This window comes from Pseudomonas sp. DC1.2 (genome assembly GCF_034351645.1).
Taxonomy (GTDB): Bacteria; Pseudomonadota; Gammaproteobacteria; order Pseudomonadales; family Pseudomonadaceae; genus Aquipseudomonas.
In genome coordinates this window covers 394,959-420,257 of sequence record NZ_CP133782.1, presented here as the reverse complement: position 1 = coordinate 420,257, position 25,299 = coordinate 394,959, and the positions used below count along the sequence as shown (strand labels likewise).

Genomic DNA, 25,299 nt, shown 5'->3' with positions numbered 1-25,299 from the left:
TTTCCGGCCATGCTAAGCCGCGTTGTGTTTCAGTTCTGCCTGGCGGAGTATTTCACCATAATTCAAAAGCCACAAAAGCTCATGACGCCGGACAGCCTTGCGAAAAAACTCGTTCTCGCCATAAAGAGATGGCTGCCTGCGCGCCAGCAACCGCTGGATCATCCGACGCAAACGACGCTTGAACGGCATCGGTGGTTGCAGGTCATGCATCATGCCCAGCGCCATCGCTTTGTCACGCTGCAATTCCACTGAAAGCGACAGGCAGCAGGGCTGCATCATCACCGTCGAATCGAACGCAGGCGGCAGCGCGACCCCCTGGCCGGCATCGCCCATCGGCCAGCGGTCATTGTCGTGCAGATGGTTGGCGTACCCGAGCAAGGTCGGCTGCCACTCCAGTCCTCTTAGCGCTTCAACGACCGCTTGCTGGGCGCAAATGTGATCAGGGTGCGGATCGAGGGTCGGGTGCGGCAGTACGATCACGTCAGGGCGTGCTCGCAACAGCAATTCACGCAGGTCGGCCAACAAATTGTTCCAGGTCGGCGCACCATCGGCATCGCCGGGCAGGGTAAACGGGTTCAACTGGCGGAACAGTCGCGTGTCGCCCAACTGCGCTTCGCGCGACCCCATCGGCTGAGTTGGCGCGGCCTGCATGGCCGCCAATTGCAGGCAAAAATAGCCCAACTGCACGCAGTTGGATTGCGGCACACCGGCCCAACGCGGCACGGCAATGCTGTCCCAGGCTCGCAAACGGCCCTTGAGCCGCGCCGCTTCAACTTGGCTCAAACCCATCTGCTGATAGTGCTCGGCTTCAATCTCGCCTGCGGTCAGGGTCACAATCCAGGCTTCGTCGGCCTGACTGTACAAACCATACGCCGCCAACTCGGCGTCATCGGCGTGCGGCGCGATCACCATCACCCGCTGACGGTGATAATCCGGTTGTTCGAAGGCCCAGAGCACGGGCTCGCCGAGCAATCGGCAGAAACGCCCGCGCAAACGCAGCTCACCTTTCGACAAGACATGCGCCTGGCCACTGAGGTTCAGGTAGCGCAAGCCGTTGACACCACGTTCAAAGGTTTGCCGGTCCGGGTGATTCCCTCCCAGCAACTCGACCACCGGGTCGATAAAGCGCCCCAGCCAAGTACTCTTTACCCGCAACGCCAGGATCAGCGTGGCGTCGTCGACCAGCATGACGCCTTCATCCAACCGCAGGTGCTCGCCGACCAGATGAACCTTAGGCTGCTGGGTGTAGGGCGCAAAACGGTACTGATAGTCGTCTTTCGGCGAATAGAACAAGTGATCGGCAAACCACGCCTCATGGGCGACCCACCCCAACACCGCAAGTACCAGCGGCAACCACCAGGCCACCAGCACGCCGACGATAATCAGCAGCGCCAGCGCGATCAGCAGCCCGATGCGCTTGTTGCGACGGTGACGCTTGAGCAGTAGCTGTTTGCGGCTCATGGGTTGGCTCATACGGTGAAGACCGGCACAGGATTGCACCAGCGGTCCTTGTATTCACGGTCGGCGCGACCGAAGGAAAACCTCAGGGGTTTATCCAGGGCTCGCGCCTGCTCCCAAGCGCTTTGGGTGTTGAGAAAACTCAACACGCTGCCAGGGCTGAACTCGCGGTTTTGAGGGTCCACGCCGCCATTGATGTACTCAACGCTGATCCACTGCGGCGCTTCGACGCGGTAGACCAACTGAATCGCAATCGGCGCGTCATTGAGGAAAATCACCGAGCCGATCAGGAACTCACGCAGCAGCTCGATCACCTCGCCCATGTGCGCCGCACCGGTAGCGGTAAAGCCCCAACGGCGCAGGAACAGGTCGCAGTAAATCGCCGCCAGCTCACGGCTGGAAAACTCGCTGACCGGGCGTACCACCCCGCCCGCTTCTTCCAGCAAACGCAGCTCACGGCGCTGGTTGTAGCGAAACTTCTTCGACAGTTCTTCGGGAGTACGGGCCATGGCCAACTGCTCGGCCTGTAACTTGATGCCGGTAAAACGGCCTTCGTTGAGTGCCGACAGATAGCGCCCACGGTGACGCAAGGGCGCCTGGGCATCGGCCGCGGCCGGCAGGATCAATTCGGCATTGCCGAGGTCGAACAGGCCTTTTTTTCCGCAGCGTTTGAGCACGTCTTTGGACAGCGCCAGGTCGCGGCCCCAGGTCGGGATCGCGGCTTTGAGTTCGCCGTGCTGCTCCCAGGCCAAGTAGCGCACGGCAATACCCGCCAACTGCGCCAAGCGCTCGACCACTAGCGGGTGCGTCGCGACGCTGCCGCCAAATCGGGCCCAGGCCTGTGCATAAGTCGAAGCGTCAACCGGCACCCAGCCACGCTCGCGCCAGCCTTGAAATCGCTTGAGCATCAGCCCCTCGGCGCCAGATCGATAACGGCCGGCAAACGCCAGAAAGTATCGCGCACCGCCCGATCGCAGAAATGCTCACGCAAGCGATCAAGCATCAGTTCGGCGCACTGGTGACGTTGTTGTTGATCCATCGCCGCCAGATGTTGCAGTCCCTGAGCCATGTGTTCGGCATCACCCAACGGAAACAAGATGCCGACACCTTCAACCACTTCCTTCGCGCCGCCGCATGCGGTGGCGAGCAAAGGTACGCCGGCAGCCATGGCTTCGAGTAGCACCATACCGAAGGGTTCGTGATCGGAACTCAGGGCAAACACATCGAAGGCGCGAAAGTAACGCCGAGCCTCGGGCACCTGACCCAGAAATAACACTCGGTCGCCAATGCCGAGTTCAAGCGCCAGTGACTTAAGGTCCTGCTCCAGGCGCCCGGTGCCGAGAATCGCCAATTGGCTGTTGGCCGGCAACCCTGAGAGCGCCATGGCGAAACCGCGCAGCAGCGTAGCCTGGTCCTTGTCGGGGTGCAGGCGTCCAACATTACCGACCACCCAGGCGTCTGCTGCCAGGCCGAGGGTTTCCCGAGCCTCACGGGTCGATACCTGAGTGACTTGCAACGCCTGCACATCGATACGGTTGTAGAGCGTCTGGATACGCGCCTCTGACCATTTCGGCAGGCAACGCCGCAGGTCGTCGCGCACCGCATCGGAAACCCCAAGCAGGCTCAAGCGCTTGCGAAAAATATGCGCGAACAGTGTGCGAGTGCGGCGCTTGTAATCGCCAAACGCGTGATGCACACCCATCACCGGCAGCGAAGTGCCGAGCAGGGCAATGTAGGTCGGCTTGAAACGGTGCGCGATGCAGAAACTGAAATTGCGCGAGGCGGCGATCTTGCGCAGATCACCGATGGCCCCCAGCTTCAATCCACGAATAGCCTTGGAGCTGTATTCCATGAACAGCACTTCATCAGAAGCACAACCCGCGGCGACTTCGGCATCGGCGGCCCCGGTCAAGAAGACCGTGGTCACCCGATATCCGGTCCCTGCGAACAGGCTGGCGTATTGCCGGGCGCAGTCAAGGAACGGCCCGTCATAGCCGTGACAAAACTGCAGCACATGGCGTTCAGCCGAGCGTGTCATAAGCGTTCGCACCCTCTTTGACCACCAGAATGTCTTCCATGATCAGGTACTGCAGGTCCGAGCCGAAGAACATGTTCAGTGCGTCGGTCGGCGAGCAGATCATCGGCTCGCCACGGCGGTTGAGCGAGGTGTTCAGCGACACGCCGTTACCGGTCAGCACTTCCAGCGCTTTCATCATGTCGTAATAGCGCGGGTTGTATTCGCGCTTGAGCACCTGAGCCCGAGACGTGCCGTCTTCATGCACAACTTCCGGCACGCGGGCCTTCCACTCTTCAGCCACTTCAAAGGTGAACGTCATGAACGGCGCTGGGTGATCGATCTTGATCATCTGCGGCGCGACGGTGTCGAGCATGGACGGGCAGAAAGGCCTCCAGCGCTCGCGGAACTTGATCTGGTGGTTGATACGGTCAGCCACGCCAGTGGCGCTCGGACAACCGATGATCGAACGACCACCCAAGGCGCGCGGACCAAACTCCATGCGTCCCTGGAACCACGCCACCGGGTTGCCATCGACCATGATTTTGGCGATGTTTTCCGGCATGTTCTCGAGCTTGCGCCAGGTTGGCTTACTTGGGTGACGGGCGCACGCGGCGATCACGTCTTCGTTGCTGTACGACGGGCCGAGGTAGACGTGTTCCATCTTCTCGACCGGCACGCCACGGGCATGGGACACGTAAGCCGCCGCGCCGACCGCGGTGCCGGCATCGCCGGACGCCGGTTGCACGAACAGCTCGGTGACGTCGTCACGGGCGATAATTTTCTGGTTCAGCTTGACGTTCAACGCACAGCCACCGGCGAAGGCCAACTTGCCGGTTTCCTTGAGCACGTCGCCCAGGTAGTGGTCGATCATCTGCAGCGAGATCTTTTCGAACAGCGCTTGCATGCTGGCGGCGTAATGGATGTAAGGCTCGTCAGCGATATCGCCTTCACGCTTCGGACCCAACCACTCGATCAGCTTCGGCGAGAAGTAGAAACCTTTGCCCTTCTCTTTGTAGCGACGCAGGCCGATGACGTTGGCGTAGTCCGTGTTAATCACCAGCTCGCCGTTTTCGAAGGAAGCCAAACGCGAGAAATCGTATTTGCTTGGATCGCCATATGGCGCCATGCCCATGACCTTGAACTCGCCGTCGAGCATCTCGAAACCGAGGAACTCGGTGATCGCACCGTACAGGCCGCCGAGGGAGTCAGGATCGAAGAATTCCTTGATCTTGTGGATCTTGCCGTTCTCGCCGTAACCGAAGAAGGTCGTGGCGTACTCACCTTTGCCGTCGATACCGAGGATCGCGGTTTTCTCTTTGAAACCGGAGCAGTGGTAAGCGCTGGAGGCATGTGCCAGGTGATGCTCGACCGGCTCGATCTTGATTTTCTTCGGGTCAAAGCCCAGTTGTTCCAGGCAGAACACGATCTTGTTGCGATAGCGCTTGTAGCGGCGATTGCCCATCAGGATCGCGTCAAGCGCACGGTCCGGGGCATACCAGTAACGCTTGGCGTAATGCCAGCGCGCTTTGCCGAACAAGCTGATAGGGGCAAAAGGAATCGCCACCACATCAACGTCGGACGGCTTGATACCGGCCTGTTCGAGGCAGAACTTCGCCGATTCGTAGGGCATGCGGTTCTTTGCATGTTTATCGCGAACGAAGCGCTCTTCTTCCGCCGCCGCCACCAGCTTGCCGTCGATGTACAAGGCTGCGGAAGGATCATGGCTAAGGGCGCCGGACAGGCCAAGAATCGTCAATGCCACAGGGGTCTAGCCTCTTTAGTCTGCATTCAGGCGCACTGCGCCTCAAAAATTAATGTGCCCTCGCAAGGGGCGAGAGACAGCTAAAGGGCGGGATTATAGCGTAAAGATGGCGGGAATGACCCAGCGCTATTTGCCGCGCCTTAATCCACTGAAGGACCGAGCACCTGCATCGCGAACAGACTCGCTCACACCGTTGATTGGCGTCGAACACCCAATGGACGTTCAACACCAAATCCCTGTGGGCGCAACCTGCTCGCAATAGGCCCGAAGGCCCGACTCAAGCAGCGTTGGTGATGTCTTTAGGTAGACGCTGATCAATGACTTGATACAGCGCACTGCTCTCAGGCCAATTGCGCATAAAGCGCGCCCGATCCCGCGCATACGCCGGAGCAAAGCTGCCCACCGAGCCGTGCTGACACATTGAATCCAGATCAATCAGCGCCCAGCGATCCTGCTGCCAGAACAGGTTATGGCCTTTGAAATCACCATGACTGATGCGCTCGCGAATCAACTCGGCAAACAAATGATCCAGCGCGAGCAACTCAGCTTCGGGCGCGTCCCCGCCCTCAACGTAAGGCGCAAAACGCTCGATGATGTCAGGCCCAGGCAGGTACTCGGTCACCAGATACGCCCGGCTGCGCAGCCACAGAAAACGCTTTTCCAGCAAGGCCAGCGGTTTGGGTGTGGCTATGCCGAGAAACGCCAGGCGATTGCCTTCACGCCATGAGTGCCAGGCGCGGCTGGGGCGCCAGAAGCGTTTGAGCCAGTGGGCAAACCCCTTGATGTTGTAGCGCTTGATGACCAGCGTGCGACCGGCCACCTCAACCTTTCCGACACTTGCCGCACCGCCGGTCTTGTACAAATGGCCCTGATCAAGCAAGGCATCGGCCTGTTCCAGCACCGGCAGCATTGCCGCTTCCTCCTCGCGACGAATCGCCCGCAAGCCAAACGCCCCGCGCCGAACGCCGAAGAGCGTGCAGTCGCGGCCGCACTTGATCAGGAAGTCCTTCAAGCGCCAGCGACGCACCTTATCGATCTGCTTCTGCAAAGCTTCCATGGGCAAGGCGTGCTCGCCGTTGCTCAACAGGTAATACACCAGCAACTCTTCGGTGAACGGCTCAAGAGACTTGGGTAACTGAGCGAAAAACACACCGAGGTTCTCCAGTACCTTGGGGCGCGACAGTGGCTGACCCGGTGTCTCGGCGCAGATTCCGGCGCCATCGATCAAATACAAGCGGCCACGTTGACGCAGCAAGTTGTCCAGATGCAGGTCTTCCTGCCACAAGCCTTTGCGGTGCAACTGGCCAATCGCACCCAGAGCATCGCCCAGTACCGCAGATTGTTCATCCGCCAGCATTGGCAAATACTCGACCTGGCTCCAGGCATCTCCGAGGCTTTCGGCGCCCTCAAGGAAGTCAAAGAGCAGCCAGCCACCCTCGCCGTCCTTGAGGCCGTCAGCCAATAACTGTGGCGTCGTCAGGCCTTGTGCGGCGAGCAAACGAACACCGTCCAGCTCGCGCTGAAAGTGCCGCGCGGCCTTGCTACCCACCAACAATTTGGCCAGCACCGGCCGGCCACGCCAGACGCCGGCACCGACATAGCGTTGCCCCGGCAACACCCGCAACAGGCTTAACAGCTGGAGCTCCGCAGGCCCCGCCGCATCGGCCAAGGAAATATTCAGCGGCAGGCTCGGGGTCCGGCCGGCACTTTTCAGTTCGGACAAACGCATCAGCGCGTCTCCTTTTGACTGCGCCGTGCAGTCAGCCGCGAGACCCAGCTGCGCACTCGCGAGCTGTCCTGCGGTTGAGCCAGATAGGCTGATAGCAACTCGCGCAACTGGGCATCGGTCCACTCGGGCGCCCTGCGCAGCAGCGGCTCCAGGTCCTTGATCCGGTCACGCTGACCGAACAGCAAGGGACGGGTCTTTTCCAGGTCGATCAACTGCGCCTGATAACCATCGCCGCTGGCCTGGAGGAAAATGTGTTTGGGGTAGAAGCAGCCGTGAACCTGACGCACACCGTGCAGGCGCCGCGCCAGTTGCCCACAGGCTTGCAAGATCGCCGTGTGCTGCGTCGCACTCAAGCGGGCCCAGCGCTGCAACAGTGAATCCAGATCGTCCCAGCCGTCCAGCGCACGGGTCAGCAAAATCGCCCGGAACTCACCATTGACCTTGCGCTGACCGAAAAACGCCGCTTGCAGCGCTGGAATACCCAGCGCCCGATAACGGCTGATGTTGCGAAATTCTCGGGAGAAACTCGGCTCGCCAAGCGGTGCGCTAAGGGTGCGTGTCAGGTAATTGCTCTGACGCTTAAGGTAGTAGCCATGGCCTTCAAGGTCCAACCGAAACACACTGCTCCAGCCGCCGTCAGCGGTGTTGGGCTCATCCACCGCCTCAAGCTGTTTGACCCACAAGGCGTCGAACGTACCGAGCTCATGACGCTCAAGCAGCGCACGGTCTTCCGCGGCCAGAAAATCAGTCATTCGCGTCCCTCAAAAAATTTCACCACGTGCCGAATGCGTTGTTTGTCGGTCATGTTGAGCCGAGCGCGCTGGCAGTATTGCAGATAGAAGCGCAGGCGCTGGGTGGCTGACAGGTGATATTTGGCCACTTTATCGAGACAAGCCAAATCTTTGGTAATCCGGTATTTGAGCCAGAAGCCGCGCCAGAAATGACCATTGGGGCAGTCGATCAGGAATAGCCTGGCGGCGTCGTCGATCAGCACGTTGCGCCACTTCAGATCGTTATGGGTGAAGCGCTGGTCGTGCATGGTCCGGGTATAAGCAGCCAATTGTCGGCTGATGTCATTGACCCAGCTACGATCTGCCAGTTTCGGGTCACGACGCTCAGCCAGCGCCGACAGATCTTCTGTCCCCGGTAGCTCCAGGGTGATCATTGCCCCACGATCATAAGCTGCGCCACGACGTTCCAACCCCCAGGCCACGACTTCGGCGGTCGGAATGCCCCATGTGGCAAAACGCTTGAGGTTCTGCCATTCGGCCCTCACCCGAGGTTTGCCCACATAGCGCCGCAAACCTTTACCCGCACTCAAGTAGCGCTTGACGTAATAGTTGACGTCATCGAACTGCACACGAATGACCTCGGACAGCGGATCCTGGGCCAGCAGTTCGCCCTCCAGCGCAAACACTGCATCGAGACTGCCGAACTGTTGTTCCAAATCACGGTAAGCAGGTTCCAGGTTCCAACCCGCCATCAGAGCGCGTCCCCGTATCGCTGTTTACGGGCATAAAGTTTGTTGGCCTTGCCTTCGAGCCAGGCCAGCAGCGACGCTTCTTGCGCCAGAATCTGGCGCAGTGGCTGCTGAAAGTAACCCTTGAGGAAACGCAGCTTGTCGCGTCGTGTGAGGCCGATATCCAGTGCCGAAAAGTACAGCGCGGCGAGGTCTTTGTTCCGCCAGCGGCGAGTAATTGCCGCACGGGTCTGGGCGCGGTGCAGGTCGATCAACGACAGCTTGAAGTCATTGGCCAGCACCGGTTTATCGGTGTGCAACAGGAAGTGGCAGATGTAGCAGTCGCGGTGGTTGACGCCTGCGCGGTGCATCATGCCGGTCATGCGCGCGACCTCGGCGATCAGTGCTCGCTTGAGCATGGGCTCGGGCGGCTGCTTGACCCAGTCGATGCTGAAATCTTCAAGGCTGACAGTCGGGGCCAGCTCTTCGGTGACGATGAACGAGTGCTGGTCCGCCGGGTTGCGGCCCTTCTCGCCATAGGCGACAGCGGTCATGGTCGGCACGCCGACCTCCTGTAGCCGCTGAATGGCTTTCCACTCCTGGCCCGCGCCAAGCACCGGCAGCTTGGCGGTGAGCAGGTTCTTGAAGATCTCGCTCCAGCCGACGCCACGGTGGATCTTCACAAAAAAACCATGCCCGTTGACTTCAGTGCGCAGCGTGCGGCGCGCTTCCAGTTCACGGTAAACCTCGCCCTTGAGGTCCTCGACTTCGGTGAACGCATCGCGTCCGGCCCAAAGGCTCTTGAACGGTTCAGCCAGCATCAACTTCATTGAGCATGCTCCGCCAGAATCACATCGGCCGCGTGCTGCGGCATGCTGTAGAGGTCGGCCGTCTCAGCGAAGGCCAGACCGTTGCGGCTCCAGGCCGCCCTTGCCTGAGCGTCATTCAACATGTCGCTCAGGTACTGCGTGAGCTGCGCCTGATCGAAGGGTTCGTCCAATACCCGGCCAGCATCGGCCTCGGCAATGTAGTGGGCGTAACCACACACAGCGCTCACCAGCACCGGCAACCCGGCCACCACGGCTTCAAGCAACACTGTCCCGGTGTTTTCGTTGTATGCCGGATGGATCAGCAGGTCGGCCCCCAGCAGAAAACGCGGAATATCGCTGCGGCCCCTGAGGAATGTCACGTTGTCGCCAAGGCCCAAAGTGGCGCTCTGTAACTGGAATACTTTGGGGTCGTCCTGGCCGATTACAAACAGCCGGGTGCGTTTTTTCAGTTCGCCAGGCAACGCGGCCAGGGCCTTGAGGCTGCGATCAACGCCCTTGGTCTTGAACCCGGAGCCGATCTGCACCAACAGTAAATCATCGTCTTTGAGGTTGAACTCACGACGAAATTCAGCACGGATCTGGGCGGCATTGGCCGGCGCTCGACGGTCCTGAGAGATCCCCGGCGGCAGCAAATGGAAGCGCGCCAGCGGCGTGTCGTAATGCTTGATGAACAGCGGCTGCTGGACTTCGGAAATCATCAGCACGTCGGTCTTTGCATCCTTGGCGAACACCGCGCGTTCGTACTCGGCAAAGTGCCGGTAACGGCCCCAGAGACGGTACAGCGAGTGACGCAAATTCTGCGCCTTGTCTTCATAGCAGCCATCGGCAGCGTAATAAACGTCGAGACCCGGCATTTTATTGAAGCCGATCAGGCGGTCCACTGGACGCTTGGCCAAGTCGGCCTTCATCCACTCGGTGAGTTTTTCGTTACGTCGATGGTTGAAAAGCGCCTTGACCGGCGCCACCAGCACTTCGAAACCCGGTGGAACCTCGCCCTCCCAGATCAGCGTGTAGACGCGAATTTGATGACCGCGTTGCTGGCACTCCAGGGCGATGCGCATGAAATCGCGCTGCAAACCGCCAAACGGAAAATATTTATATAAGACAAAAGCCAATTGCATCAGCGCTGCTCCTCAGCCAGTAACAACGTGCTCAGTCGGCTGGCGACACGCTGGGGATTCAAACGCGTGAAGCACAGGGGCCACTCGCGTTTCAAGTCAAATTGACGGGCATCTTGGGCCGTCGGTTGGTAGGTGCATTTCTTTTGCAGGCACGGCGCGCAGGAAAAGTCGCTGGCGAGGTGAATCTGCGCTTTGCCGTAAGCACCGGTGAGGCCGGGATTGGTCGGCCCGAACAGCGACAGCGTCGGCACATCAAGCGCCGCGGCCAGATGGCCGAGGCCGGTGTCCACGGCGACGCAAGCTTGTGCGCCGGCCAATACTTTGCCAACACCCGCCAAGTTCAGTTTCGGCAGCACTTCAACGTGCCGAAAGCCGGCGGCGATGCGTTCGGCACGGGCCTTTTCAATCGGGTTGCCCCACGGCAACTTCACCGCAACACCGAGGTGACCGACGCGCTCGGTCAACTCACGCCAATAGGACTCCGGCCAATGCTTGGTGTCCCACGTGGTGCCGTGGAGGAACAGCACGTAGGGATTCTTGCGCGGCAGTTCCACCAGACGCTCAATGTTCAGCCCGTAATCACCGAGACCTTTAGGCAAGTCGTAACCCAAGGCCAACGCGAACAACTGACGCACCCGCTCGACCGCATGCTGCCCACGGCCCACGGCCAAACGGCGGGAGTAAAAACGTGCGGCCATCGGCTCGCGTGCGGAGTGTTTGTCCAGCCCGGCGACGGGAGCTTTTACGTAGCGGGTCAACCAGGCACTTTTCAACAAGCCTTGGGCGTCGATGACCAAATCATATTTAGAGGCGCGGATGCTTTGCTTGAAGCGCTTCCACTCGCCACTTTTGAGGGTCTGCCAGATGTTCTTGCGCCAGCGACGGATGGCCACCGCAATGACTTTGCCCACGGCCGGGTGCCAGGTCGGAATCTCGGCAAAGCCTTCTTCCACCACCCAGTCGAATGTGATGCCGGGGATCGCGCGCGCCGCGTCGGTCAACGCCGGCAACGCATGAATCACGTCGCCCAGCGAGGAGGTCTTAATCAACAGTACCCGCAAGCTAATTGACCTCGACTACAGTGCCCTGCAACCGCTGTAAGGCTTCGGTCACCATCGGCGGCATCAGTTGACGCAGGCAGTTGTAATGCCCGAAGCGGCACGTGCGGTCGAAGCAAGGGCTGCACTCTATGCCCAGGCGCACGACTTCGACGTGCTCGGCCAACGGCGGCGTAAAGCCCGGCGATGTCGAGCCGTACACCGCCACCAAGGGGCGGTTCAACGCCGCAGCCACGTGCATCAGTCCGGAATCGTTGGAGACTACCGCGTCGGCGCAAGACAGCAGATCGATCGCCTCAGCCAGGGATGTGTCGCCGCTGAGGTTCACCGATTCTTCACGCAGGCCAGGAATCAGCCGCGCGCGAATTTCTTCCCCGACCGCGTGATCGTTTTTCGAACCGAAAAGCCACACCTGCCAGCCCTCGCGAATCTTCGCTTCGGCGACTTTGGCGTAGTGCTCGGAAGGCCAACGCTTGGAGATGCCGAACTCGGCTCCCGGACACAGCGCCAGCACCGGGCGATCAAGGGCCAGGCCGAACTTGGCCATGGCCGCTTCACGGGTCAACGGATCGATCTGCAAGGCCGGACGCGGGTAAGGCTTCGGCAGTTCGGCACCCGGCTCGTAAGCCAGGGCCATAAAGCGCTCGATCATCAGCGGATAACGTTCTTTATTCAGCCGGCGCACATCATTGAGCAAACCGTAGCGAAACTCGCCGCGCCAACCCGTGCGTTTAGGGATGCCGGCGAAGAACGGCACCAGCGCCGACTTCAAGGAGTTAGGCAAGAGGATCGCCTGATCGTATTGGCCGGCCAGGGATTTACCGATGCGCCGACGGGTCGCCAGCTCAAGAGCACCGTGGCCCAGCGGGAAGCTCAAGGCCTGACGCACTTCGGGCATGCGCTCAAGAATCGGCCGGCTCCACTCAGGGGCCAGCACGTCGATTTCGCATTGCGGATGGCGCTGTTTGAGGCACTGAAACAGTGTCTGCGCCATCACCATGTCACCGACCCAACTGGGCCCTACGATCAGAATTTTCATGTGGTTTCCAAAAACGAACCGGGGAGGCATACGCCTCCCCGCCTCAAGAATCACTGTGGGAGTCTGTTGGCTCGCGATGAGTTCATCACCTTCAACATAAATGTCGACTGTCACTGCGCTTTCGCGGCAGGCTCGCTTCCACCTTTGAATCTCGTCGCTGCAACTACCGGGGTTCAGCTCAATCCCAGCTCACGCCAAATCCGCAATACCTGCCGTCGCTCATCCGCAAACTGGTCGCCCGCGATCACCCCGGCGTCCTTCTGCAGGGCCTGCCGGTGGGCGGCGGAGCGGTAGGCTTTATAGGCCTCGCGCAGCAGGTGAGCGTCATCGAAGGACATCAGCCCTTCCTGCTCCAACCCTTCCAGAATGCGGATGTTGTCGGTATAGCGCAGCAATGACGGGTGCTGTTGTGACCACGCCAAGGCCGCGTATTGCACCATAAATTCAATATCGACGATACCTCCGGCGTCTTGCTTGAGATCGAACGGCGCCATGGCCTCGAAGGCATTTGCCCCGGTGCCGGCCGCCGTGCTCTTGCTGCCGAGGTTATCGCGCATCTTGGCGCGCATCTCGCTGACCTCCTGACGCAAGGTCGGTAGATCACGCGCCTTGCTGAGGATGGTGGCACGAACCTGCTCGAACGCCTGCCCGACTTCCTGACTGCCCACCAACACCCGCGCCCTTACCAGCGCCTGATGCTCCCAGGTCCAGGCTTCGTTGGCCTGATAACGCGCAAACGCGCCCAGCGAACTCACCAGCAACCCGGACGCGCCCGAGGGCCGCAGACGCATGTCCACTTCATACAACTGACCGGAGTTGGTCTGCGCCGTGAGCAAGTGGATGATTCGCTGCCCCAACCGGGTGAAAAACTGCGCGCCGTCGATAGGTTTGGCGCCGTCGGTTTCCGCCTGTGGATCGCCGTCATGGATAAATACCAGGTCCAGGTCCGAACCATGTCCCAGCTCCAGCCCGCCAACTTTCCCATAACCGACAATGACGAATCCGGGGTCGCACAACGTGCCGTCGGTGCGCAGCGGCGTGCCATATTTAGCAACGGTCTGGCGCCAGGCCAGCGCCAACACTTGTTCAAGGATCGCTTCGGCGAGCCAAGTCAGGTAGTCGCTGACTTTCATCAACGGCAGGCTGCCGGCGATTTCCGATGCCGCCACTCGCAGGCGGTGCGCCAGTTTGAAATGGCGCAAGGCCTCCATTTGCTGTTCGAGGTCATCTTCAGGGATACGCGTCAGGCGCTCACGCAACTCGGCGGCCAGTTCCGGCGCCAATGGAGGCTTGAACAGTCGGCCTTCGTTGAGCAACTCATCGAGCAGCAACGGGAAACGAGTGATCTGCTCAGCGATCCACGGGCTTGCGGCGCACAACGTCAACAAGCGGCGCAGCGCGCCAGGGTTTTCCGTCAGCAGCACTAAATAAGCTGAACGCCGGGCCACCGCCTCCACCAGAGGCAGCACCCGCTCCAACACCAGGTCGGGATTGGCGTGCTCTACCGCCTGCGCCAGCAAGCGCGGGATGAACGCATCAAGACGTTCGCGCCCCAAGCGCTGCATCGCCCGCAACTGCGGACTGCCACGCAGGCTGGCCAAGGCTTTGAGTGCCTTGCGGGCATCGGCAAAACCACCCTCTTCCAATTGACGGCAGGCGGCCTCCTCGTCCTGAGACTCCTCCCATAACGGCAACCACTCGCCGCCGACCACCACTTCAGCTTCAGTGCCCTCTTCTTCGTCGGGATCAGCAATCAACTGCCCAAAGTGCCAGGCCACACGGCCCCGCCAGTACATTAACCGCTCATGGAACGTCGCCCAGTTGGCGAAACCGAGCATGAAAGCGATGCGCGCCTGATCCTGGTCGCCACCCGGCAACATTTGCGTCTGACGGTCGGCAATGGCCTGGATCGCGTGCTCGGTGTAACGCAAAAACTCATACCCATCGCGCAACTCGCCGATCACCGCTGGCGGCAGGTAACCCTGACCTTCCAGGGTGCGCAGCACTTTTAATAGAGGGCGTTGTTGCAGGCTCAGGTCACGACCACCGTGAATCAACTGAAACGCCTGGGCGATGAACTCGACTTCACGAATGCCGCCCGACCCCAGCTTGATGTTGTCAGCCATGCCCTTGCGACGCACTTCCTGCTGGATCAACTGCTTCATCGTGCGCAGCGCTTCGATGGCCGAAAAGTCCAGGTAACGCCGATAGACGAACGGGCGCAGCATGTCGAGCAACTGGGCACCGGCCACTTGATCACCCGCCACCACGCGCGCCTTAATCATGGCGTAGCGTTCCCAGTCACGCCCCTGGTCCTGGTAATACTGCTCCAGCGCGTTAAAGCTCAGGACCAGCGCCCCCGCCGAACCGTAGGGCCGCAGGCGCATGTCGACGCGAAATACAAAACCATCGACCGTCATAGGGTCCAGGGCCTTGATCAGGCGCTGACCGAGGCGAATGAAAAACTCCTGGTTATCCAGCGACCGCTTCACGCCGACCGTTTCGCCCCCTTCGGGGTAAGCGAAAATCAGATCGATGTCCGACGACAGGTTCAACTCCACCGCGCCGAGTTTGCCCATGCCGAGAATAACCATTTGCTGCGGCTCGCCGCTACGCCGACCGGTGGGAACGCCAAATTGCTGGCAATGCCGTGCGTATAACCATTGATACGCCTGATCGATGCTGGCATCGGCCATGTCCGAGAGGTCGCGGCAGGTCTGAACGAGGTCCGCCTGACGCGTCAGGTCGCGCCAGATGATTCGCACTTGCTGGCGGGTACGCTGGCGGCGCAGGGCACGGCCCAGTTCGTCTTCGGTGTCAGCGGCATTTACCGCCGCCGCGATTTGCCCACATAACTCACCGGGGACAAAGCTGCGCTCCAGCTCGCCGGACTGCACCAGCGAAAGCAACATCAAAGGGTCACGAAGGCACTGTTCAATCACGAAATCGCTGGCACCGGCCACGCGGGCAAACTGCGCCCAGCGTTCCGGCGACCAGGTGGACAGACCCTGATCGTCGTCCAATGCGGCGACCGCCATACGGAACGACTGCTCGGCGCGGGTGACAAATGGCAGGAGAATGCCGGGCAGTTCGGCAAGCGAAGGCAGAGTCATGGTCTATCCTTGATCGGCGTGTAAAGGGCTGCATGTAGTGAATTGTGAAAACCCGCTACGTGATGGACTGTCGAACAAAAGTTAGAAATAGCTAAAATATGTTTATTGTTGGCAGCCATCCTCAAGCTTTCACCTTTTTCGATTGGTAAAAGACCAACCTTAGCGATTATTCTCACAACGCAGCCGGAGGCCACAAGCCTTTCATCTGTAGTTTTACTACTCGTCTATACATTCGAAAGGCTGAAATGCCCGAAGATTTGTAGTAAAACTACACGCCGCCGGAACAACCTATCGGCAATCCAAGAATTTATATCGTCTGCCCACAAGGCCAGTCGCAAACTCAGGCAACCGATTCTGGAAGCCTTTCCGCCCTGGAGCAAGCCATGCAAGACCTCGATCCCGTCGAAACCCAGGAATGGCTGGACGCCCTGGAATCGGTTCTCGACAAAGAAGGCGAAGACCGCGCTCATTATCTGATGACCCGTATGGGCGAATTGGCGACCCGTAGCGGTTCGCAATTGCCTTACGCCATCACCACGCCATACCGCAACACCATTCCTGTGACCCACGAAGCACGCATGCCTGGCGACCTGTTCATGGAACGCCGCATTCGCTCGTTGGTGCGCTGGAACGCGATGGCCATGGTGATGCGCACGAACCTGAAAGATTCTGACCTGGGCGGTCACATCTCCAGCTTCGCCTCCAGCGCAACCCTGTATGACATAGGCTTCAACTACTTCTTCCAGGCCCCAACTGAAGAACACGGCGGCGACCTGATCTACTTCCAGGGCCACACCTCGCCAGGCGTTTACGCCCGCGCGTTCATGGAAGGCCGCATCACCGAAGAACAAATGAACAACTTCCGCCAGGAAGTCGACGGCCAGGGCCTTTCGTCCTATCCGCACCCTTGGCTGATGCCTGATTTCTGGCAGTTCCCGACGGTGTCGATGGGCCTTGGCCCGATCCAGGCGATCTACCAGGCACGTTTCATGAAGTACCTGGAAGCCCGTGGCTTCATCCCTGAAGGCAAGCAGAAAGTCTGGTGCTTCCTGGGCGACGGCGAGTGCGACGAACCGGAATCCCTGGGCGCGATCTCCCTGGCTGGCCGCGAGAAGCTGGACAACCTGATCTTCGTCATTAACTGCAACCTGCAGCGCCTTGATGGCCCGGTTCGCGGCAACGGCAAGATCATCCAGGAACTTGAAGGCGTGTTCCGTGGTGCTCAGTGGAACGTGACCAAAGTCATTTGGGGCCGTTTCTGGGACCCACTGCTGGCCAAAGACGTCGACGGTATCCTGCAACGTCGTATGGACGCAGTCATCGACGGCGAGTACCAGAACTACAAAGCCCGCGACGGCGCGTTCGTTCGTGAGCATTTCTTCAACACGCCTGAACTCAAGGCGATGGTTGCCGACTTGTCTGACGACGAGATCTGGAAGCTCAACCGTGGCGGCCACGACCCGTACAAGGTCTATGCGGCGTACCACGAAGCAGTCAACCACAAAGAACAACCGACCGTTATCCTGGCCAAAACCATCAAAGGTTATGGCACCGGTGCCGGCGAAGCGAAAAACACCGCGCACAACACCAAGAAAGTCGATGTCGACAGCCTGAAGTTGTTCCGTGATCGCTTCGACATTCCGGTCAAAGACGACGAGCTGGAAAACCTGCCGTTCTTCAAACCAGAACCAGGCAGCGCCGAAGCCCGTTATCTGAGCGAGCGTCGCACGGCCCTCGGTGGTTTCGTGCCGCAACGTCGTGCGCAGAGCTTCAACATCCCGACGCCGCCACTCGACACCCTCAAGGCCATCCTCGATGGCTCGGGCGACCGTGAGATTTCCACCACCATGGCCTTCGTGCGCATCCTGGCGCAACTGGTCAAGGATAAGGAAATCGGCCCTCGCATCGTTCCGATCATCCCGGACGAAGCCCGTACCTTCGGTATGGAAGGCATGTTCCGCCAGCTAGGCATCTACTCCTCCGTCGGCCAGCTCTACGAGCCAGTCGATAAAGACCAAGTGATGTTCTACCGCGAAGATAAAAAGGGTCAGATCCTCGAAGAAGGCATCAACGAAGCGGGCGCCATGAGTTCCTTCATCGCTGCCGGTACTTCGTACTCCAGCCACAACCAGCCAATGCTGCCGTTCTACATCTTTTACTCGATGTTTGGCTTCCAGCGTATTGGCGACCTGGCCTGGGCCGCTGGCGACAGCCGGACCCGCGGCTTTCTGATCGGCGGCACCGCCGGCCGGACCACGCTGAACGGCGAAGGCCTGCAACACGAAGATGGTCACAGCCACATCCTGGCGGGCACCATCCCGAACTGCCGCACCTTTGATCCAACCTACGGCTACGAGCTGGCGGTGATCATTCAGGACGGCATGAAGAAGATGACCGAAGAGCAGCAGGACGTTTTCTACTACATCACAGTGATGAACGAGTCCTACCAGCAGCCTGCCATGCCGGCCGGTGTCGAGGAAGGCATCATCAAGGGCATGTACCTGCTCGAAGAAGACACCCGCGAAGCGGCGCACCACGTTCAACTGATGGGCTCCGGCACCATCCTGCGTGAAGTCCGTGAAGCGGCGAAGATTCTGCGTGAAGAGTTCAACGTCGGCGCTGACGTATGGAGCGTTACCAGCTTCAACGAACTGCGTCGCGATGGCCTGGCCGTCGAGCGCAGCAACCGTCTGCACCCTGGTCAGAAGCCTCAACTGAGCTACGTCGAAGAGTGCCTGAACGGCCGTAAAGGTCCGGTCATTGCATCTACCGACTACATGAAGCTGTTCGCTGAGCAAATCCGTCAGTGGGTCCCGTCCAAGGAATTCAAAGTCCTGGGCACCGACGGTTTCGGCCGCAGTGACAGCCGCAAGAAGCTGCGTCACTTCTTCGAAGTAGACCGTCATTTCGTGGTGTTGGCAGCCCTGGAAGCACTGGCTGACCGTGGTGACATCGAACCCAAGGTGGTGGCTGAAGCCATCGTCAAGTTCGGGATCAACCCGGAAAAACGCAACCCACTGGACTGCTGAGGAGACACTTTGTGAGCGAACTCATTCGCGTACCTGACATCGGCAGCGGTGAAGGTGAAGTAATCGAACTATTTGTGAAAGTCGGCGACCGAGTCGAAGCCGACCAGAGCATTCTGACGCTTGAGTCGGACAAGGCGAGCATGGAAATTCCTGCGCCGAAGGCCGGTATCGTCAAAAGCCTGAAAATCAAGTTGGGCGACCGCTTGAAAGAAGGCGACGAATTGCTCGAGCTGGAAGTCGAAGGGGACGCAGCTGCGGCCCCAGCGGCCGCGCCGGCGACTAAAGCAGAAGCGCAACCGACGGCTGCCCCGGCCCCGGCAGCTCCAGCGGCCGCGCCTGCTGCTGCCAGCGTTCAGCAGATCCACGTGCCGGACATCGGCTCGTCGGGCAAGGCCCAGATCATCGAGATCCAGGTCAAGGTCGGCGACACCGTGGCTGCCGATCAGTCGCTGATCACTCTGGAATCCGACAAAGCAAGCATGGAAATCCCATCGCCTGCCGCCGGCGTGGTCGAGAGCATCAGCGTCAAGCTCAACGACGAAGTCGGCACGGGCGACCTTATCCTGGCGTTGAAAGTGGCGGGGGCTGCTGCACCTGCTGCGGCCGCGCCAACGGCTGCACCTGCTCCTGCCGCCGCTGCGGCTCCAGCCGCCGCGCCTGCTGCTCCGGCTGCCGACACGGTTCAGGACATTCATGTTCCGGACATCGGCTCGTCGGGCAAGGCCAAGATCATCGAAGTGCTGGTCAAAGCCGGCGACACCGTTGAAGCAGATCAGTCGCTGATTACCCTCGAATCCGACAAGGCAAGCATGGAAATCCCATCGCCTGCCGCCGGCGTGGTGGAAAGCATTTCCATCAAGCTGGATGACGAAGTTGGTACTGGCGACCTGATTCTCAAGCTGAAAGTCAAAGGCGTTGCACCGGCCGCAGCTCCGGCTCAAGCCGCTGCTGCTCCGGCTGCCGCTGCTCCTGCTGCGTCGGCTCCGGTTGCCGCACCTGCCGCACCGGTTACTGCTGCTGTCCCCGTCAAGTCGGGCGCCAAGGTTCACGCGGGCCCGGCAGTACGCCAACTGGCCCGTGAGTTCGGCGTCGAGCTGAACGCGGTCAGCCCAAGCGGCCCGCACGGTCGTGTGCTTAAGGAAGACGTGCAGGTTTACGTCAAAGCCATGATGCAGAAGGCCAAGGAAGCACCGGCCGCTGCTGCTGGCGCAACCGGTGGCGCGGGCATTCCACCGATCCCGGTCGTGGACTTCAGCCGCTTCGGTGAAATCGAAGAAGTGCCAATGACTCGCCTGATGCAAATCGGCGCGTCGAGCCTGCACCGCAGCTGGTTGAACATCCCACACGTGACTCAGTTCGATTCGGCTGATATCACCGACCTGGAAGCGTTCCGCATCGCTCAGAAAGCCGTTGCAGAGAAGGCTGGCGTCAAGCTGACCATCCTGCCGCTGCTGCTCAAGTCCTGCGCGCACCTGCTCAAGGAACTGCCCGACTTCAACAGCTCGCTGGCACCAAGCGGCAAAGCCATCATCCGCAAGAAGTACGTCAACATCGGATTCGCGGTCGACACCCCGGATGGCCTGCTGGTACCGGTCATCAAGAACGTTGACCAGAAGAGCCTGTTGCAACTGGCAGCCGAAGCCGCTGTGCTGGCCGCCAAGGCCCGCGACAAGAAGCTGACTGCTGACGACATGCAAGGCGCCTGCTTCACCATTTCCAGCCTCGGCCACATTGGCGGCACCGGCTTCACGCCGATCGTCAACGCGCCGGAAGTGGCGATCCTCGGTGTTTCCAAGGCAACCATCCAACCGGTCTGGGATGGCAAAGCTTTCCAGCCGAAACTGATGCTGCCACTGTCGTTGTCCTACGATCACCGTGTGATCAACGGCGCCGCGGCGGCACGCTTCACCAAGCGTCTGAGCGATTTGCTGGCGGACATCCGCACCATTCTCTTGTAATACGGCCGCCCTCCTTTACCGGAGGGCCCGCCGCGTTCCACGATTTCCGAGCGCCACGCTCGTACCTCAACCCCGCCAATTTGGCGGGGCTTTTTTTGCCTGGCAAAAAATACCTTCCAACGTCCTACACCAACAGCTTACTTGGCCCACAACTTGAGTCCATTTCAGCTCGATATTTTTTGCGAACTAATAACTAGGCTTATTGGCACAAAGTTCAACACGAACTTTGACACCCTTATCAGCTTAGTTAGCACTACTTCGAACGGATTCGAAAATGTTTAAACCAACTGTCGGCCCTATTATTGGCCATACCACAACTAACCACACACGAATTTTCTTACGCGGCAAACCTCAGAATGATGCATTGGTATTTGCAGGCATTCGTTACCGACCCGTGGGTGATGAACGCTGGACTAAAAGCTTATTTACGAAACTATCGTTCTTGCGCGACATGTCCGACGTCATTGCTTTAAATGATCTTAGCGAAGACACCGAGTATGAATACCAGGCCGGATGGATCAGCCCCATGAGCCCGGCGCACACCGTGGAAACGATTCAGGAGCTGCCGCTGCAATGGCCGCGAGAGATCTATCGTTTTCGCACGCAGTCCAGCAAGGTCACAAGGCCTCGCGCTTATATCGTCGGCTCATGCCGCTACCTGCGGATGACGGCGGGCGTGCCATCGGCGCCACACCTGGGCGATCGTATTTTCGACTCGATCACAACACTGGTGAATCAGGCTGATCCGCCGATCAGCGCTACGCTGATGACCGGTGACCAGATCTATGTCGACGATCTGAACTTCTTTGCTCCCGACCGGGAATACAACGAAATCCTCAGTAAATACCGCGCGGCATTTTCGCAGCCCAACATCTGCAAGTTGATGGCCGGCACGCCGACCTACATGATTCTCGACGACCATGAAATAGAAGATAACTGGCCAGCCAACGCCAGCAAGTCCGACAACGTGTTATATCGAAATGCCATGGGCGCTTATGAGTTATATCAGGCGAGCCATAGCCCGGTTCATGAGCTTAGTGAGAATGGGCAAGTGAATCGCTCCAAGCTTGCACATTACTGGTACCAACTAAGCGAAGGCGATATTGAATGGTTTGTCACCGACAGTCGCACCCGGCGCAAGCTGTCTGGCGAGGATCGGCGCATTCTCGACGAAGAACAGGAACAGGTTCTGCTCAAATGGCTGATCAACAGCCCGGCGCGGGTCAAGTTTGTGGTCACCAGCGTGATGTTCTACCCCGACCGCAAAAGCCATGGCGACGACGCCTGGAAGGCCTTCCCGGAGCAGCGCCTGCGACTGCTGGAGGTGATTCGCAAGCACCGCCTCAAGAACGTCATTTTCGTTTCCGGCGATGTGCATGGCTCCCTGACCAGCCGTCTGACCCACAACGAAGACCCGGACTTCGAGGTGCATACCATCGTTTCTTCGCCGCTGTGCAACAGCAAGCTACTGCCGTACGCCAGCGCATCGACCTTCATCCTCGATCAGCCTTTAGCGCAAACTGCCGCTGGCGACTATCGACATGAACTGACGAGCCAGGTGGTAAGCCAAGACAATTTTGCGCACCTGGTGGTTGAGGCAGAGCAAGTTCGCGTGAATTACCACGATAGGGACGGCAAGCTGCTGCAATCCATCGGCATTGCGCTGCGATAAGCCAAAGTATCTATGGCGAGGGCGCCTACTCCCGTTTGAATGCGAAGCGCTTACAAGCATTTGTGGCCACTGCGCAGCCCGGAGCACGCTCGCTCGCCACAGGACCGTGCTCAATGCCTGAACTTTAAATGAGCAAGCAGTGATCTTTTCGGCTTGAAACATTACTTTTTGCCGCCTACTGGAGAAAATCGTCCTCCTGCCGACACATTCTTATAGCACTTGGCCTTCATCTCCCTTGTCAGTCGGTGCCGCAATGATGCAACCTTGCCGCAGGTAACAGTAAAGAGGGCGAGAGCCCGGCGCGATCAGCATATTCGAAGCGAGTTTCCCCCATGAAAAGCCAACCCGATGCCACCAGCCGTATGGTGGCCGAGGTAGTGACGCAATTGCCTGTGCCCTCGCGGCTCGGCATGCTGCGTTTCGAACGGCTGAACGAAGCAAGCTGGGCGCTGCTGTTTCTGGATCCCAATTGCGAACGACAGTTTGGCCTGCCGGCGGTGGAACTGTGCGCGCTGGTGGGCTCGCCTTACGCCAGCCTGATGGAGCCTGAAGCGCGTTATCAGCTGCATGACGCGATCCAGCAGCAACTGACGGTTGGCCCTCACTATCTGATCCGCTACTCCCTGCACACCGCCGCCGGTTGCCTGAGCCTGCTGGAACTGGGTGAAGCCTACAAACAACACAATCGCCACCTGCTGCGCGGCTATTTGCTGGTGGTGGACGGTCTATTCGAGGGCGAGCCGTTGCTTGCGGCCCTGGACCTGGAAACTCAAAACTCGCGCCTGCAAATCGCGCTGGAACTGAATCAGCGAGCCCAGCAGGAACAACTGCAACATCTGGAGCGAGTGCGCGCTCAGCAGGATTTGATCCTGCTGCTGACCCGCCAGCGCTACAGCAGCAACAATTCCCTGCAAGAAGCCGCCGAGTTGATCACCCGTAGCGCGTGCGATATCTACGAAATCGACTGCGCAAGTTTGTGGAACCTCGACGGCGCCATGCTGGTGCCGATTTCGGCCTATCACCGCGCCAGCCAGGACTACCAACTGCCGGAGCCGATCGACGTCAGCGGCTTCCCGGATTACCTGGAGGCATTGCAAACCAGCCGTGCCATTGATGCGCACAGCGCGTTGCGTGACCCGCGCACTCGGGACATGGCCCAAAGCCTACGCCCGCGTGACGTGAACGCCATGCTCGACGCCAGTATCCGTATCGACGGCCAGGTAATCGGTGTCTTGTGCCTAGAACAAATCGGCGCGACGCGAGCCTGGCAGTCGGACGAAATCGCCTTTGCCGGCGAGTTGGCGGATCAGTTCGCCCAGGTCATCAACAACCACAACCGTCGCGCGGCCACCAGCGCCCTGCACCTGTTCCAGCGTGCGGTGGAGCAAAGTGCCAACGCCTTTTTGCTGGTCAATTGCGATGGCGTGGTGGAGTACGTCAACCCGAGTTTCACCGCGATTACCCAGTACAGCACCGAAGAAGTCCACGGCCAGCGGCTGTCGGAACTGCCCGCACTGGAGAACCTCAGCGAGCTGCTGTTCGATGCCCCCTCGGCGCTGGCCAAAAGTAATAGTTGGCAGGGCGAATTCAAAAGTCGCCGCAAAAACCTGGAACCCTACTGGGGCCAGTTGTCTATCTCCAAGGTCTATGGCGACAATCGTGAGCTGACGCATTACATCGGCATCTACGAAGACATCACCCAGACCAAACTCGCGCAGCAACGCATCGAGCGTTTGGCTTACACCGACAACCTGACCAACCTCGGTAACCGGCCGGCATTTATCCGCAACCTCGACGAGCGGTTTGCCCGGGACAGCGACACCCCGATCAGCCTGCTGCTGGTGGATATCGACAACTTCAAGCGGATCAACGACAGCCTCGGCCACCAGACCGGTGACAAACTGCTGATCAGTCTGGCCCGACGACTGCGCAACAGCCTGAGCCCCAGCGGCAGCCTGGCGCGGTTTGCCAGCAACGAATTCGCCGTACTGCTGGACAACACCGACCTTGAAGCAGGCCAGCACGTCGCCAACCAATTGCTGACCACCCTCGACAAGCCAATGTTCGTCGACAACCAATTGATCAGCGTCACCGGCTCCGTGGGCCTGGCCTGCGCGCCGCTGCATGGCCGAGACCCGCAGACGCTAATGCGCAACGCCGGCTTGGCGCTGCACAAGGCCAAGGCCAACGGCAAGCATCAAGTCCAGGTGTTCACCGAAGCGCTGAATGCCGAGGCCAGCTACAAGCTGTTCGTGGAAAACAATCTGCGCCGCGCCCTGACCCAAAACGAACTGGACGTGTTCTACCAGCCCAAGCTATGCCTTCGCAGCGGTCGCCTGCTGGGGATGGAAGCCTTGCTGCGCTGGAACCACCCGGAAAAGGGCATGATCCGCCCGGACCAGTTCATCAGCGTCGCCGAAGAAACCGGCCTGATCATCCCCATCGGCAAATGGATCGCTCGTCAGGCGTGCCGCATGAGTAAAGCGCTAACGGCGGCTGGCCTGGGCAAATTGCAAGTGGCGATCAACCTGTCGCCCAAACAGTTCTCCGACCCGGACCTGGTGGCCTCCATCGCCAGCATCCTCAAGGAAGAAGACTTGCCGGCGAACCTGCTGGAGCTGGAGTTGACCGAGGGCTTATTGCTGGAAGCCACCGAAGACACGCACCTTCAGCTCGATCAGCTCAAGCGCCTCGGCCTGACGTTGGCCATGGACGACTTCGGCACCGGTTACTCGTCGCTCAGCTACTTGAAAAAATTCCCGATCGACATCATTAAGATTGATCGAAGCTTCATTCACGAGATCCCGGACAACCAGGACGACATGGAAATCACCTCCGCGGTAATCGCCATGGCCCATAACCTGAAACTCAAGGTCGTGGCTGAAGGCATCGAGACCGCCGAGCAGTTGGCGTTCCTGCGCCGTCACCGTTGCGACGTCGGCCAGGGCTACCTGTTCGACCGCCCTATCCCGGGTTCCGAGCTGATCGAGAAGCTCAAACGCTACCCGCGCGGCCCGATTGCCTGACTTGTGGGATAATTCGGCGCCCTTGCGG

At 59.6% G+C, this 25,299-nt stretch carries 16 protein-coding genes; 4 read left to right on the top strand and 12 right to left on the bottom strand.

Annotated elements, in window-relative coordinates:
* Nucleotides 1-12 precede the first annotated feature (12 nt).
* The 12 genes from RHM68_RS01885 to glnE all read right to left on the bottom strand — a co-directional run bounded on the left by RHM68_RS01885 (nt 13) and on the right by glnE (nt 15,586).
* The gene (locus RHM68_RS01885; protein ID WP_322220262.1) at nt 13-1,461 is read right to left on the bottom strand and encodes a PIG-L deacetylase family protein; all 1,449 of its coding nucleotides are present in this window, start codon (nt 1,459-1,461) and stop codon (nt 13-15) included.
* 8 nt (nt 1,462-1,469) lie between these two features.
* Entirely contained in the window at nt 1,470-2,366 is an 897-nt protein-coding gene (locus RHM68_RS01880; RefSeq protein WP_322220261.1) for an antimicrobial resistance protein Mig-14, read from the bottom strand.
* Nucleotides 2,366-3,496 carry a glycosyltransferase gene (locus tag RHM68_RS01875; RefSeq protein ID WP_322220260.1) on the bottom strand — a complete coding sequence of 377 codons (1,131 nt, stop codon included), beginning with the start codon at nt 3,494-3,496 and terminating at the stop codon, nt 2,366-2,368. The genes RHM68_RS01880 and RHM68_RS01875 overlap by 1 nt, the downstream gene beginning before the upstream one ends.
* Nucleotides 3,480-5,237, bottom strand: coding sequence for a carbamoyltransferase (locus RHM68_RS01870; protein WP_322220259.1), 1,758 nt, complete (start codon nt 5,235-5,237; stop codon nt 3,480-3,482). Before RHM68_RS01870 ends, RHM68_RS01875 begins: the two co-directional genes overlap by 17 nt.
* Before the next feature lie 277 nt (nt 5,238-5,514).
* Nucleotides 5,515-6,966, bottom strand: a complete 1,452-nt coding sequence (locus RHM68_RS01865; RefSeq protein WP_322220258.1) for a lipopolysaccharide kinase InaA family protein — start codon at nt 6,964-6,966, stop codon at nt 5,515-5,517.
* Complete coding sequence (locus RHM68_RS01860; protein ID WP_322220257.1) at nt 6,966-7,718, bottom strand: lipopolysaccharide kinase InaA family protein; 753 nt, start codon at nt 7,716-7,718, stop codon at nt 6,966-6,968. The genes RHM68_RS01865 and RHM68_RS01860 overlap by 1 nt, the downstream gene beginning before the upstream one ends.
* The gene (locus tag RHM68_RS01855; RefSeq protein ID WP_322220256.1) at nt 7,715-8,449 is read right to left on the bottom strand and encodes a lipopolysaccharide kinase InaA family protein; all 735 of its coding nucleotides are present in this window, start codon (nt 8,447-8,449) and stop codon (nt 7,715-7,717) included. Before RHM68_RS01855 ends, RHM68_RS01860 begins: the two co-directional genes overlap by 4 nt.
* Nucleotides 8,449-9,255 carry a lipopolysaccharide core heptose(I) kinase RfaP gene (rfaP, locus tag RHM68_RS01850; RefSeq protein ID WP_322220255.1) on the bottom strand — a complete coding sequence of 269 codons (807 nt, stop codon included), beginning with the start codon at nt 9,253-9,255 and terminating at the stop codon, nt 8,449-8,451. Before rfaP ends, RHM68_RS01855 begins: the two co-directional genes overlap by 1 nt.
* Nucleotides 9,252-10,376, bottom strand: a complete 1,125-nt coding sequence (locus RHM68_RS01845; RefSeq protein ID WP_322220254.1) for a glycosyltransferase family 4 protein — start codon at nt 10,374-10,376, stop codon at nt 9,252-9,254. Before RHM68_RS01845 ends, rfaP begins: the two co-directional genes overlap by 4 nt.
* On the bottom strand, nt 10,376-11,437 hold the full coding sequence (waaC, locus tag RHM68_RS01840) for a lipopolysaccharide heptosyltransferase I (RefSeq protein ID WP_322220253.1): 1,062 nt from the start codon (nt 11,435-11,437) through the stop codon (nt 10,376-10,378). Before waaC ends, RHM68_RS01845 begins: the two co-directional genes overlap by 1 nt.
* Nucleotide 11,438: 1 nt before the next feature.
* A complete protein-coding gene (waaF, locus tag RHM68_RS01835) occupies nt 11,439-12,473 on the bottom strand; it encodes a lipopolysaccharide heptosyltransferase II (RefSeq protein WP_322220252.1) in 1,035 nt (344 codons plus the stop codon).
* A gap of 173 nt (nt 12,474-12,646) precedes the next feature.
* Nucleotides 12,647-15,586 (bottom strand): bifunctional [glutamate--ammonia ligase]-adenylyl-L-tyrosine phosphorylase/[glutamate--ammonia-ligase] adenylyltransferase, encoded by a 2,940-nt coding sequence (gene glnE, locus RHM68_RS01830; protein WP_322220251.1) that lies wholly within the window; start codon nt 15,584-15,586, stop codon nt 12,647-12,649.
* A gap of 383 nt (nt 15,587-15,969) precedes the next feature.
* On the opposite strand from glnE, the gene aceE reads away from it, so the two are divergent.
* The 4 genes from aceE to RHM68_RS01810 all read left to right on the top strand — a co-directional run bounded on the left by aceE (nt 15,970) and on the right by RHM68_RS01810 (nt 25,271).
* A complete protein-coding gene (gene aceE, locus RHM68_RS01825; RefSeq protein WP_322220250.1) occupies nt 15,970-18,615 on the top strand; it encodes a pyruvate dehydrogenase (acetyl-transferring), homodimeric type in 2,646 nt (881 codons plus the stop codon).
* A gap of 11 nt (nt 18,616-18,626) precedes the next feature.
* Nucleotides 18,627-20,573, top strand: coding sequence for a dihydrolipoyllysine-residue acetyltransferase (gene aceF / locus RHM68_RS01820; protein WP_322220249.1), 1,947 nt, complete (start codon nt 18,627-18,629; stop codon nt 20,571-20,573).
* Between the two features lie 274 nt (nt 20,574-20,847).
* Nucleotides 20,848-22,245: an alkaline phosphatase D family protein gene (locus tag RHM68_RS01815; RefSeq protein WP_322220248.1), complete on the top strand. Its 1,398-nt coding sequence runs from the start codon at nt 20,848-20,850 to the stop codon at nt 22,243-22,245.
* 332 nt (nt 22,246-22,577) lie between these two features.
* Nucleotides 22,578-25,271, top strand: coding sequence for an EAL domain-containing protein (locus tag RHM68_RS01810; protein WP_322220247.1), 2,694 nt, complete (start codon nt 22,578-22,580; stop codon nt 25,269-25,271).
* The last annotated feature ends 28 nt before the right edge of the window (nt 25,272-25,299 follow it).